This window comes from Streptomyces sp. NPDC050619 (genome assembly GCF_040654815.1).
Taxonomy (GTDB): domain Bacteria; phylum Actinomycetota; class Actinomycetes; order Streptomycetales; family Streptomycetaceae; genus Streptomyces.
This window is the reverse complement of the sequence record NZ_JBFAIR010000019.1, coordinates 56,055-69,518: the sequence shown is the minus strand read 5'-3', so window position 1 is coordinate 69,518 and position 13,464 is coordinate 56,055. Positions and strand designations below refer to the sequence as shown.

The 13,464-nt window shown below is 71.7% G+C and carries 7 protein-coding genes; 2 read left to right on the top strand and 5 right to left on the bottom strand.

What is annotated here, in order from left to right:
* Positions 1-96: 96 nt before the first annotated feature.
* From AB0I77_RS28690 to AB0I77_RS28680, 3 genes are all read right to left on the bottom strand, one after another.
* The gene (locus AB0I77_RS28690; protein WP_363285607.1) at positions 97-3,357 is read right to left on the bottom strand and encodes a protein kinase; all 3,261 of its coding nucleotides are present in this window, start codon (positions 3,355-3,357) and stop codon (positions 97-99) included.
* 187 nt (positions 3,358-3,544) lie between these two features.
* Positions 3,545-5,986, bottom strand: coding sequence for a serine/threonine-protein kinase (locus AB0I77_RS28685; RefSeq protein ID WP_363285733.1), 2,442 nt, complete (start codon positions 5,984-5,986; stop codon positions 3,545-3,547).
* A gap of 637 nt (positions 5,987-6,623) precedes the next feature.
* Positions 6,624-8,330, bottom strand: coding sequence for a glycerol-3-phosphate dehydrogenase/oxidase (locus AB0I77_RS28680; protein ID WP_363285606.1), 1,707 nt, complete (start codon positions 8,328-8,330; stop codon positions 6,624-6,626).
* A gap of 279 nt (positions 8,331-8,609) precedes the next feature.
* Between AB0I77_RS28680 and AB0I77_RS28675 the strand changes: the two genes are divergently transcribed.
* The gene (locus AB0I77_RS28675; protein WP_363285605.1) at positions 8,610-9,818 is read left to right on the top strand and encodes a nucleotide sugar dehydrogenase; all 1,209 of its coding nucleotides are present in this window, start codon (positions 8,610-8,612) and stop codon (positions 9,816-9,818) included.
* Positions 9,819-10,011: 193 nt separating this feature from the next.
* The gene (locus AB0I77_RS28670; RefSeq protein WP_363285604.1) at positions 10,012-10,590 is read left to right on the top strand and encodes a hypothetical protein; all 579 of its coding nucleotides are present in this window, start codon (positions 10,012-10,014) and stop codon (positions 10,588-10,590) included.
* 115 nt (positions 10,591-10,705) lie between these two features.
* On the opposite strand, the gene AB0I77_RS28665 is transcribed toward AB0I77_RS28670, so the two are convergent.
* Positions 10,706-11,830: a GuaB3 family IMP dehydrogenase-related protein gene (locus AB0I77_RS28665; protein WP_363285603.1), complete on the bottom strand. Its 1,125-nt coding sequence runs from the start codon at positions 11,828-11,830 to the stop codon at positions 10,706-10,708.
* A 116-nt stretch (positions 11,831-11,946) separates the two neighbouring features.
* Entirely contained in the window at positions 11,947-13,452 is a 1,506-nt protein-coding gene (guaB, locus tag AB0I77_RS28660) for an IMP dehydrogenase (protein ID WP_363285602.1), read from the bottom strand.
* Between the last annotated feature and the right edge of the window lie 12 nt (positions 13,453-13,464).

The window sequence follows — 13,464 nt, the reverse complement described above, 5'->3', positions numbered from 1 at the left end:
TGACGGTTGGCGTTTCGAGAGACATGAGTAAACCCGTGGGACGCGGGTGGCGTTCCCTCAGGGGAACCTAGGCTGCTTCAGCAGGTGGCCTGAGTTTCAGCCGGTGATCTGATACGTCGCCGACGCCTGCTCGTACAGCCGGGTTACCTCGTCCCGCTCGGCCTCCGGGCCGCGCACCTGCACCACGTGGTACTTCCCGTCGACCAGCATCGCGAGATTACGCACGAACAGCTCGCGCCCGTCGTCGCCGGTCCAGGTGAACTGCCCCTCGGCCATGGTCCGCTCGCCCACCTGGATCGTCTTCAGCCCGGTCGCGGTGGCCCAGCTGGAGTCGCGGTACGGCTGGAGCTCGGGCTCCTTCTCCCGCTGGTACACCATGGGATCGCTGCCGTCCTCGGCCGCGCTGTCCCGCCCCGGTACGACGATGAGCTCGAAGTTCCCCTGTGAGTACACGACCTGACCGCGCCCGTTCCCCGGCGTGCGGTCCCAGCCGTTGGCCACGGCGACCTGGAAGCCCGCCGCGTCCTTGCGCAGGGTGAAGCCGTCGGCGACCTCGGGACCGGCGGTCTGCGTCTCGGTGGAACCGGTGGACGACGAGGGACTGCTCGCCTCCTTCGACTCCTCCGGCGAGGTCTGGTCGGGCCGGGGCTCGCTGCTGGCCTCCGGCGACTCGGCGGGCGCCGGGCCGACCTCACCGGCGGTACCGGCCCGGTCCGCGGCGCTCCCCGCGCCGGGGTCGGTCTTCGGCATGAAGTACATGGCGTACGCGATCGCCCCGGCCAGCGCGAGCAGGATCAGCAGGAGCAGGGTCCGGCCGAGCCGGCGCGGCGAACGGACCTCCTCCCGGGCCCGCTTGTGCCGCCCGTGGTGCGCGGGCAGCCCGGCCCGCCGCCGACGCACCAGCTCGCCCCGCCGCCGTACGATCGGCAGCCGGCTGGTGTCGGCGGGCGGCGCCGCGACGACATGCGCGCCGGCCTCCGGTTCGGGCGCCGACCGCACCAGCGAACGCAGCCAGCCGTTCAACTCCTCGAAGTCGAGCCGCTCGGTCGGATCCTGCCGCAACAGCGACTCGACGACCGGCCTGAGCGGACCGCACTCCTCGGCGAAGGCAGGCGGCTCCGCGCACACCAACTGCACCAGCTCGGCCGTCGATTCCTCCGGATACGGCGCGTGTCCCTGTACGGCCCGGAAGAGCAGCGCGCCCAACGCCCACAGGTCGGTCGCGGGCCCGATCGGCGCCGCCAGCTGCCAGTTCTCATGCACGGGCCCGGCCTGCTCCGGCGCCCACCGCTCGGTCACGGGTCCCACCACAGCCATCCGGGCATGCCGAGCCCGCTCAGCGGCCAGCGCGGTGGTCGGCCCTCGCCGCGCGGGCACACTGGCGGCCAGGTCGTCCCAGCGGGTGGGGGGTGGGGTGCCGGTGCCGGTACCGGAAGTGTGCGGTGCCTGTACGCCGACGGGTGGGACGGGGGTGCCGGGAGTGCCGGGGCCGCCGGGGGTGGACGGCGTGCCGTGTCCGGAGGGTGCGGCGGCGTGGCCGGGAGGCCCGCTTTGACCGGGGAGTGCGGCATGGCCGGACGGACCGCGGTGATCGGAGAGTCCGGCAGAGCGCGAAGGCCCACCGTGACCAGACGGTGCGCTGAGTCCCGGGGCGGGGGTGCCGGGCGGCGTAGGCCCGCCGTTCCCTCCGGCACCGGCGGGCAGAGCCGTACGCCCGTGGCTCCCCGCACCCGTCCCGCTCCCCCCGGCCGACGGCGTGCCGCCGGTTCCGCCGCGGGGCGCGGCACCGTGCCAGGAGGTGGCACTCGTGCCGTAGGGGTCGCCTATCTGCCCCGGAGCCTCGGTGCCGGGCAGGTGCTCCAAACCGTTGGCGGTGGGGTACGGCGGCGGCTGCGCACCGTTCGCCGTGGAGTAGGGCGGCGTGGAGTAGGGCGGCGCCTGCCCGCCGTTCGCCGTGGAGTAGGGCGGTGTGGAGTAGGGCGGCGCCTGGTCGCCATTCGCCGAGGGATACGGGGGCTGCGCCGATCCGTTCGTCGTGGGATACGGCGGCGCCTGCCCACCGTTCGCCATGGGATACGGCGGCTGCGCGGAGCCGTTGGGCTGCGGGTCCGGGGCGCCCTCGTGGGCGGGGTAGGTCGCGGGCAGTGCGGTCGGGTTCGGGGCGGCCTGTGCCGGCGGGTCACCCTGTGCTGTCGAGTCGTCCTCGGGGGCGGGACGCGCCCCCGGCAGTGCCGCCCGGCCGTTCTGCGTTTCCTGGACCCGGGCCGCTGCCCGCGCCCCCGCGCGATACGCGGCGATCGCCCCGGCCCGCGCCGCCCTGACGTCCCCGCCGGTGTCAACGGCCTTGCGGACGAGCGCGGCCGACGCCCCGTTCGCCGCCTCCGCCCCGGCAGCCGGCAGTGCCCCGGCCGCCCGAGCCTCGATCGCGGCCCGCCGAGCGGCCTCGGGATCCGCTCCACCGAACCCCACCGCACCACCGGCCGGGCCGGGCCCACCGGACCCACCAGGCCCGCCGGTTCCCACGCCACCACGCCCATGGGATGCACCGGCTCCTCGGGGCGCACCGACACCGCTGATCCCACCGGCTCCAACAGCTCCACCCGGCCGACCCCCACCCGGACCACCAGGCACCCCGGCACCACCGGATCCGTCAGAGGCCCGCCCGTCGCCGAACTCCCCACCCCCGCCGCCCCATTCCGCGTCCTCGGCCGGCACCGGGTCGTACCCGCACAGCGCTTCCTCCGCCGCGCCGACCGCCAGGCCGGTCAGCATCACCCGGCCGTCGTCGCAGACCAGCACCGTGCGCGCGGTGACGTTGCGGTGCACCCAGCCGTGGGCGTGCAGCACCCGCAGGGCCATGAGGACGTCGGAGGCCACTTCGGCGGCCCGGTACGGCGTCAACGGCTTCTCGGCGAGCAGGGCGGCCAACGGCCGCGCGGCCACCAACTCGCTGACGATCCACAGTGAACCGCCATCGGCGAACACGTCGAAAACCTGGTCGAGCCGAGGATGGTCGGGGATCCGGGCCGCGGCCTGCGCGGCCTCCACGGCCCGCCGTACGGCCGGATCGGTAGGCCGCCGCGTACCGGAGCCCGCCGGAGCGCGCCCCGCGCCACGCTCCCGGGCCCCCCGCGGGTCCCGCGCCCCCCGCGGGTCCCGCGCCGTGAAGCCGTCCGGCAAGCCCTCCGCGTCGAGCACCTCCGCCTCGACGACCTCTGGCAACGGCACCTGCCTGACCAGGACTTCCTGCCCGCTGTAGGTGTCGAAGGCCCGGGTCTCGGTGAGTTCGTACTCGTCGGAGGGCGGCAGCGGCAGGCGGTAGCGGTCGGCGAGTACCCGTCCCGCATAGTCGTCCACGTTGCCTCCCTCGGCCGCCCGGTTGGTCAATTCCGTTCGCCTCGCGGCCCGTTCTGTACCCATTCCTGGATGCGTACGGTCCGCAAGCACTCACGATACGTGCCGGAGGCAACCCGCAAAGAGGGGATTCCCAGATCTCACGCCTCAAACAAGAAACCGAACAAGAGGCCGATCACTGCACGGCTCCTCACGATTTCGGTTTGAAGGTCTCCGCCAACGTCCGCCATGTGTCCGCGCGCTGCTCACTGCCCCAGTTCGCGGCTTTCGCCGTGTACATCAGGGCGTATCCGAGATGATCGTTGACGACGAACCCCCGGTCGATCGTCCGGTACTTCGTCCCGCCCTCCACATAGGTGAACTCCCAGTCGGCCGTGTTCCAGCCTCGGTAGTCCACCTCCGCTATTCGGATCTTCGTGTACTGGGAGCGCCTCATGCTCCGCTCCTGGTTCTCCCAGTCCGCCACCGGGTCGCCCTTCGGCGTGGACGTCCAGGCGACGAGCAGCTTCTGCCCGTCGGGCCCGGTGAAGCGGTCCCCCGCGCCATCCGTGGACCGGTACTTCCACCCATCGGGCAACCCGATCGAATACCCCTGGTTCCCCCGGTACGTCTTCACCGCACTGTCGTCACCGGAGCCGGAGCCGGAGCCGGAGGAGTCACCCGAGCCCTCGCCAGTGCCCCCGGACGTGCTCGCCCCAGAGCTCGGCGTGGTCTTGGATCCCGCCCCCGCCCCCGAGGTCGCGGACGCGGTTGCCTCACTGTCCGTACGGGTGCCGCCGTTCTCGTCCTCCTTGGTGTCCGCACTCGCGCTCGCGGTCACCTTGGTCCCGCCACCGCTCTCGGCCCCGTCGGAGCCGTCGTCGGCGCCCAGCGTGAAGGCCAGCACGGTACCGATCACGGCGAGCGCCACGACCACCGCGATGATCACCAGGGTCCGCCGCGGCACCACATCGGTGAGCGGCGCCCTGGGCACAGGCCGCGGCGGCAGATCCGGCGGCGTCATCACGGGCCACCCGGAACTCCGGCCCCCCGTGGCCCCGCTCGCTCCCTGCGCACCCCCGTCCCGAGCCCCGGGAACCCGCCCCGAACCCGAACCCGAACCAGCAGACACCGACGCTGAACCGGAACCGGAACCGGAGCGGGAATCGGACGCCGGAGCGGACGCTGCCGACACACCCGACGCGGCCTTCCCCAAAGTCCCGGAACCACCCGAGCCCGAATCACGAGCACCACCCGAGCCCGAACCAGCAGCACCACCCCGGGAACCCGAGGCCCCCGCACCACGGCCCGATTCCGGGGCCGTCACACCACCACTGCCCCCAGCCCCGGCTACACCCACACCGGAACCCGCCCCGACCGCACCACTCCCAGAACCCGAACCAGCCGCACCACCACCGGAGCCCGAAGCGGCCGGTCGGCCACCGGCGCCCGAAGCGGTGGGTCCGCCACCGGCGCCCGAAGCAACCGACCCGCCACGGGAACCGGAACTCGCCCCAGCCGAGCCACCATCCGAAACACCATCCGAGCCCGCACCAGCAGCCTCGGCACCGGACTTCGTACGCGTCGCAGCCGCGCCGGTCGCCGCGGCTCCCGCCGCTCCGGCGGCCTTCCGCACAGAGCGCAGTGCCCCGCGGAACCGGTCGGCCGCCTCCTCGCCCCGCTTGCTCCCGGAGCCGGCGCCCGCGGAACTCTTCTTGCTCGCACGCTCATCCGGCTGCGGGGGCAGGGGAACGACCTTCGTCGCGTCCGGCACCAGTTCCGGCTCGGCCGCCTTCGGCTCGGGCGCGTGGATCACCTCGTTGAGCATCGCCCGGGCACCCGCGTCGTCGAGCCGCTTGGCGGGATCCTTGGTGAGCAGCCCGTAGATGACGTCCTTCAGCGGACCCGCGTTCTTCGGTTCCTCCAACTGCTCGGTCATCACCGCGGTCAGCGTCGCGATCGCGGACCCCTTGTCGTACGGCGGCACACCCTCGACCGACGCGTACAGCAACCCGCCCAGCGACCACAGGTCGGCCGCCGGCCCCGGCTTGTGCCCGCGGGCCCGCTCCGGGGAGATGTAGGAGGGCGCGCCGACGAGCATGCCGGTGGAGGTGATGGACGGGTCGCCCTCGACCTGGGCGATGCCGAAGTCGGTGAGCACGACCCGGCCGTCCTCGGAGATCAGCACGTTCGACGGCTTCACGTCGCGGTGCAGGATGCCCTCGCGGTGCGCGGACCGCAGCACGTCGAGGACCGCCAGGCCGACCTCCGCCGCGCGCCTGGGGTCCAGGAGGCCGTCCTCCCGGATGACCTCGGCGAGCGACTTGCCCTCGACGAGTTCCATCACGATCCACGGCCGGTCGTCCTCGTCGACCACGTCGAAGACCGTCACCGCGCTGTTGTTGCGGATCCGCGCGATCGCCTTGGCCTCGCGCAGCGTGCGCGTGATCAGCCGCCGCTTCTCGTCGTCATCGATATTCGACGGGAACCGCAGTTCCTTGACTGCGACCGTCCGACCCAGAGTCTCGTCCTCGGCACGCCACACCGTGCCCATGCCGCCGCGGCCGAGCACTTCTCCCAACCGGTAACGCCCGGCGAGGAGACGATCACTCTTGTCCTGCCGGGATGCCCCCGCCCGCTCCGCCTCCGACATGCGTCCCCTCATGCAACCCGCCCTGACAGAGCCTCCATTGTCCCTCACCCGACAAGTGCCCAACGCCCAGGGTGCCCCCGGCAGCCCGCCGACCGCCGCGCGACCCCGCATTTCCCGCCCCAGGACCTCACAGCCCGAGACACCTCGGTGACCCCCGGGACTCCTCAGCCCAAGGCGCCTCTTGGTTCCCGGGGACTCCTCAGCCCAAGGCCCCTCTTGGTCCCCGGGGACTCCTCAGCCCAAGACCCCCTCTTGGTTCGCGGGACTCCTCAGCTCAACCCAAGACACCTCTCGGCCCCGGGGACTCACAACACCGGACACCCTCACCCCGGCACGCGCTCCGTGACCCCGCATGATGGGCCGCGACAAGGGAGGACCCGCGCGATGCCACCGCTCCCACCACTCCCACCGCTCCCTCCACTTCGGACGCTACTCGCCGTTCCTGTGTCCATAGCCCTCCTCGGTCTGGCCCCGGCCGCCTCCTCGGCGCTCTCAGCCCCGCCCACGGACGCGCTCCTTCCACTCTTGGCCACACGGGGTGGCGCCCCCGCCGCGGCCCTGCTCGGCGGCCGGCTACTGACCCCGCATAACCGGCAGCTACGTGAGCAAAGAGTTACCCAGAACTACCCATATCGACCTACAACGGCGCAATATCCGGCGCCCCCAGCCTCGCCGCATCCGCCGTCAGATCGTCCGGCTGCCGCTGCGACTCGCGCTCGGCCTCCACCCGCTTCTCGTAGTGCTCGATCTCCCGCTCGATGTGGTCCTTGTCCCAGCCGAGCACCGGCGCCATCAGCTCGGCGGCCTCGCGGGCACTGCGCGTACCCCGGTCGAAGGTCTCGATGGAGATGCGGGTGCGCCGGGTCAGCACGTCGTCCAGGTGCCGTGCGCCCTCGTGCGAGGCGGCGTACACGACCTCGGCGCGCAGATAGTCGTCGGCGGCGTGGAGGGGTTCGCCCAGCGCGGTGTCCGCGGCGATGAGGTCGAGGACCTCCTCCGCCATCGCCCCGTACCGGTTCAACAGGTGCTCCACGCGCACCGCGTGCAGACCGGTCCGGGCGGCGATCCGCGCTCGCGCGTTCCACAGCGCCCGGTAGCCCTCGGCGCCCAGCAGCGGCACGTCCTCCGTCACGCACTCGGCGACCCGCATGCCGAGGCCGTGCACCGCCTCGTCCACCGCGTCCTTGGCCATCACCCGGTACGTCGTGTACTTGCCGCCCGCCACGACGACCAGCCCCGGCACCGGATGCGCCACGGTGTGCTCGCGCGACAGCTTGCTGGTGGCGTCCGACTCGCCGGCCAGCAGGGGGCGCAGGCCGGCGTAGACACCCTGGACGTCGTCCCTGGTCAGCGGCACCGCGAGCACCGCGTTGACGTGCTCGAGGAGGTAGTCGATGTCGGCGCTGGACGCGGCCGGGTGCGCCTTGTCGAGGTTCCAGCCGGTGTCTGTCGTGCCGATGATCCAGTGCCGGCCCCACGGTATGACGAACAGCACGGACTTCTCGGTGCGCAGGATCAGCCCGGTCGTCGAGTGGATCCGGTCCTTGGGTACGACCAGATGGATGCCCTTGGACGCCCGGACGTGGAACTGCCCCCGCTCTCCCACCATCGCCTGGGTGTCGTCGGTCCACACCCCGGTCGCGTTCACGACCTGCTTGGCGCGGATCTCGTACTCCCCGCCCGCCTCCACGTCCAGCACCCGGGCCCCGACCACGCGTTCCCCCTCGCGCAGGAACCCGCTCACGCGCGCGCGGTTGGCGGCCTTCGCGCCGTACGCCGCCGCCGTGCGCACGAGAGTCGCCACGAAGCGGGCGTCGTCCATCTGGGCGTCGTAGTACTGCAACGCTCCGACCAGCGCGTCCTTCTTCAAGGCCGGCGCCACCCGCAGCGCGTGACGGCGGCTCAGGTGGCGGTGCGCGGGCAGGCCCCGGCCGTGTCCTCGGGCCATCGACATGGCGTCGTAGAGGGCGACGCCCGAGCCGGCGTACAGGCGCTCCCAGCCCTTGTGCTGGAGCGGGTACAGGAACGGCACCGGCTTCACCAGGTGCGGGGCGAGCCGCTCCAGCAGCAGGCCGCGCTCCTTCAGCGCCTCCCGTACGAGCGCGAAGTCGAGCATCTCCAGGTAGCGCAGGCCGCCGTGTATCAGCTTGCTGGACCTGCTGGAGGTGCCCGACGCCCAGTCACGCGCCTCGACCAGGCCGGTGGACAGGCCTCGGGTCACGGCGTCGAGCGCGGTGCCCGCACCGACCACTCCCGCTCCCACCACCAGCACGTCCAGTTCGCGCTCGGCCATTGATGCGAGTGACTCGGCGCGTTGCGCCGGTCCCAGTGTCGCTGTCCTCACCGCTGCCTCCCACTGTCCGTATCCCCCATGCCCAAATTCTGACCGGCTTGCCCGAGTTCAGCCACCAGTCACCCCCAGCCTGTGGACAACTTTCACGGACCCGCTGGCTGACGGTCATGTGGCCCACGGGAAACCGGTGACGGACCCAGCAGAAGACACACGGAACCAATCCCGCATATCGGTCATATTTACTCCTAGTCTGACATTGCACTCGCCCATCCTGTCCACCGGGCTTGCGCACCTGTCCCGCTTCGGCTACTGGGAAGGACGGCCCACGTCATGCCCGCAGATCTCGCCGTCATCGGACTCGGCCCCTACGGACTGCCCCTGGCCCAGGCCGCCGTCGCCGCCGGCATCTCCACCCTCGGATACCGGACCGGACCGGAGCCCGGCCCCCTCAGCCCCGCCGAACTGCGCCGGATGCTCGCGGGGGGCTTCCGGCACGCCACGAGCCCGGCCGAGCTCGGCCGGGTGCGCACCGCGGTCATCTGCGCCCCCACCCCACGGGGCGCGGACGGCGGGCCGGACCTGAGCCAGGTGGAGGCGGCCGCCCGTACCCTCGCCGCCCGGCTGCGCCCGCACACCACGGTGATCCTGGAGTCGCCCGTACACCCGGGCACCACCGAGGAATTCCTGCGCCCGCTCCTCGAAGAGGGCTCCGGACTGCGCGCGGGCCGCGACTTCCACCTCGCCTACTCCCCCAGCCGGGTCGACCCCGGCAACCGCGACTTCACCCCCGCCAACACCCCCAAGGTGATCGGCGGCCTCACGCCCGCCTGCACCGAGTCGGCCGCCGCCTTCTACGGCCGTCTCACCGAGAAGGTGGTACGCGCGCGTGGACCGCGCGAGGCGGAGACCGTGCAGCTCCTGGAGACCAACTACCGGCACGTCAACATCGCCCTCGTCAACGAAATGGCCGTCCTGTGCCACGACTTGGGCGTCGACCTCTGGGACGTCATCCGCTGCGCGGAGACCAAGCCGTTCGGCTTCCAGGCCTTCCGCCCCGGCCCCGGCGTCGGCGGCCACGCCGCCCCTCAGGACCTGACCGGCCACGCGGGCCGCACCCTGCGCATGGTGGAACTCGCCCAGCAGGTCAACAGCCAGATGCCCCGTTACGTCATCCAGCGCGCCACGGCCCTCCTCAACGAGCACGGCAAGTCCGCGCGCGCCGCCCGCGTGCTGCTCCTCGGCGTCACCTACAAGCCCGACCTCGCCGACCAGCAGTCCACCCCGGCCCAGGAGATCGCGGTCCGGCTGATGGAGCTGGGCGCCTCCGTCAGCTACCACGACCCGCACATCCCCTCCTGGAGCGTCCTGGACCGCCCCGTCCCGCGCGCGGACTCCCTCTACGAGGCCGCAGCCGACGCCGACCTGACGATCCTGCTCCAGAACCACCGCACGTACGACCTCCAGGGCCTGTCGGTGAAGGCCCAACTCCTGCTGGACACCCGCGGGACGACGCCGACAGGGGCCGCGCACCGGCTCTGAGTGCGAATCAACCGGTGCACCACTGCTGAATTCGCCAGTGAAACGGGCAAAGGCGCCTGCTACTCTTCGGCGACTCGTCGCACACATGTGCGCGAGTTCCGTCGCACAGTCGTGCGCACACACCACCGCTCGTTCACCGGTCCCGTGAGGGACAGTTCACCGGTCCCGTCAGGGACATGGGGGGATTTCTGTCATGACCCAGTCAGTGCCGCCACAGCCCGCCGAGGGCAATCCGTACGCCCAGCAGCCCGGCGCCGTGCCGCCGCCCACCGACGGCGGCAACCCGTACGCCCAGCAGCCGGGCACCCAGCAGCCGTATGCCCAGTACCCGGGCGCCGTACCGCCGCCCCCGGCACCCAGCGCGCCGGCCCGGGGCAACATCACCCTCGGCCTCGTCGTCGCCGTCGTCGTGGCACTGATCACCGCCGGAATCTACGGCGCGATCATCGGCGCCACCGAGCGCGAGATCGGCTATGCGGCCATCGGCGTCGGCTTCCTCATCGGCTTCGCCGCCGGCAAGCTCGGCGGCGCCAACCCGGTGGTTCCCGTGGTGAGCGCCGTCCTGTCTCTGGGCGCCGTCTACCTGGGCCAGCTCCTCGGGGTCGCGATGATCACGGCCGACCTGGCCGGCATGTCCCTGAGCACGGTGCTCTCCGAGCACTTCGACGTGGTGACCGCGGGCTGGAACGAGTCGACCGACGCGATGACCTTCCTGTTCTTCGCGATCGGCGCGTTCGCCGCCTTCTCCGGCGCGAAGAAGGCCGCCGCGTAAGGACGTACGCGAACGGGCCCGCCCACCTCGATCGGGAATCGAGAGGGGCGGGCCCTTCGCCGTCGTAGGCGCTGTCGTACGGGTACGGGACGTTCGTACGGCTCCGTCGTACCGCCTACCGCCGGTGCACCGAGTCCGCGACCGTCACCTCGACGCGCTGGAACTCCTTCAGCTCGCTGTAGCCGGTGGTGGCCATCGCCCGCCGCAGCGCCCCGAAGAAGTTCATCGAGCCGTCCGGAGTGTGGGACGGGCCGGTGAGGACCTCCTCGATGGTGCCGACCGTGCCGAGGTCGACCTTCTTGCCGCGCGGCAGCTCTTCGTTGACCGCCTCCATGCCCCAGTGGTGGCCCTTGCCCGGCGCGTCGGTCGCGCGCGCGAGCGGGGAGCCCATCATCACCGCGTCGGCGCCGCAGGCGATCGCCTTGGGCAGGTCGCCGGACCAGCCGACACCGCCGTCCGCGATCACGTGTACGTACCGGCCGCCGGACTCGTCCATGTAGTCGCGCCGGGCCGCCGCCACGTCCGCGACCGCCGTGGCCATCGGGACCTGGATGCCCAGCACGTTGCGCGTGGTGTGCGCGGCGCCGCCGCCGAAGCCGACCAGGACGCCGGCCGCGCCGGTGCGCATCAGGTGCAGGGCCGCGGTGTACGTGGCGCAGCCGCCGACGATCACCGGGACGTCGAGCTCGTAGATGAACTGCTTCAGGTTCAGCGGCTCGTGCGAGCCGGAGACGTGCTCCGCCGAGACCGTCGTACCGCGGATGACGAAGATGTCCACGCCCGCGTCCACGACGGCCTTGGAGAACTGGGCCGTGCGCTGCGGGGAGAGCGCGGCGGCGGTGACCACGCCCGAGTCGCGCACCTCCTTGATGCGCTGCCCGATCAGCTCCTCCTTGATCGGCGCGGCGTAGATCTCCTGGAGGCGGCGGGTCGCGTTGTCCACGTCCAGCCCGGCGATCTCGTCGAGCAGCGGCTGCGGGTCCTCGTGCCGCGTCCACAGGCCTTCCAGGTTCAGGACGCCGAGGCCGCCGAGCTCTCCTATGCGGATCGCGGTGGCCGGGGAGACGACCGAGTCCATGGGGGCGGCCAGGAAGGGCAGCTCGAAGCGGTAGGCGTCGATCTGCCAGGCGATGGAGACCTCCTTCGGGTCCCGCGTACGGCGGCTGGGGACGACGGCGATGTCGTCGAAGGCGTACGCCCGGCGGCCGCGCTTGCCGCGCCCGATCTCGATCTCAGTCACGTGTGTGGCCTTTCCCTGATGCGTTTCAGCGTCTTCCAGTATGGGCGACGGGTACGACAAGGGCGGCCCCGGATGCTCCGGAGCCGCCCTCGGCATGCTTCACGCGCGCGTGCGGGTCATTTGTTGCGGCTGTAGTTCGGCGCCTCGACGGTCATCTGGATGTCGTGCGGGTGGCTCTCCTTGAGGCCCGCCGAGGTGATCCGGACGAAGCGGCCCTTGGACTCCATCTCCTCGATGGAGGCGGCACCCACATAACCCATGGTCTGGCGCAGACCGCCGACGAGCTGGTGCAGGACGTTGCCCAGCGGGCCGCGGTAGGGCACCTGGCCCTCGATGCCCTCGGGCACGAGCTTGTCGTCGGCGGCCACCTCCGCCTGGAAGTAGCGGTCCTTCGAGTACGACTTGCCCTGGCCGCGCGACTGCATGGCGCCCAGCGAGCCCATACCGCGGTACGACTTGAACTGCTTGCCGTTGATGAACTGGAGCTCGCCGGGCGACTCCTCGCAGCCGGCGAGGAGGCTCCCCAGCATCACCGTGTCGGCGCCGGCGGCCAGCGCCTTGCCGATGTCGCCGGAGTACTGCAGACCGCCGTCGCCGATCAGCGGGACACCGGCCGGACGGGCCGCGAGGGACGCCTCGTAGATGGCGGTGACCTGCGGGACGCCGATGCCGGCGACCACCCGGGTGGTACAGATCGAGCCGGGGCCCACGCCCACCTTGATGCCGTCGACCCCGGCGTCGATCAGCGCCTGGGCGCCGTCGCGCGTGGCGACGTTGCCGCCGATCACGTCGACGTGGACGCTCGACTTGATCTTCGCCATCCAGCTCAGGGCGTTGCTGTTGTGGCCGTGCGAGGTGTCGACGACCAGGAAGTCCACCCCGGCCTCGGCAAGCGCCTGGGCCCGCTCGAGCGCCTCGGGGCTGGCGCCCACGGCGGCACCGACGATCAGGCGGCCCTCCCCGTCCTTCGCGGCATTGGGGTACTGCTCGGCCTTCACGAAGTCCTTGACCGTGATGAGGCCCTTGAGGATGCCCGCCTCGTCGACCAGCGGAAGCTTCTCGATCTTGTGGCGGCGCAGCAGCTCCATGGCGTCGGCGCCGGAGATGCCGACCTTGCCGGTGACCAGCGGCATCGGGGTCATGATCTCGCGCACCTGCTGCGAGCGGTCGGACTCGAAGGCCATGTCGCGGTTGGTGACGATGCCGAGCAGCTTCTTGTTGCCGTCGGTGACCGGGACACCGCTGATGCGGAACTTGGCGCACAGGGCGTCGGCCTCGGCCAGCGTCGCGTCCGGGTGCACCGTGATCGGGTCGGTGACCATGCCGGACTCGGAGCGCTTCACCAGGTCGACCTGGTTGACCTGGTCCTCGATCGAGAGGTTGCGGTGCAGCACGCCGACGCCGCCCTGGCGGGCCATCGCGATCGCCATGCGGGACTCGGTCACCTTGTCCATCGCCGCCGAGAGCAGCGGGATGTTGACACGGATGTTGCGGGAGATGCGGGACGAGGTGTCGACCGCGTTGGGGAGCACCTCGGATGCACCCGGCAGCAGCAGCACGTCGTCGTAGGTCAGCCCGAGTGTCGCGAATTTACCGGGCACTCCGTCGACGTTTGCAGTCATGACACCTTCCCC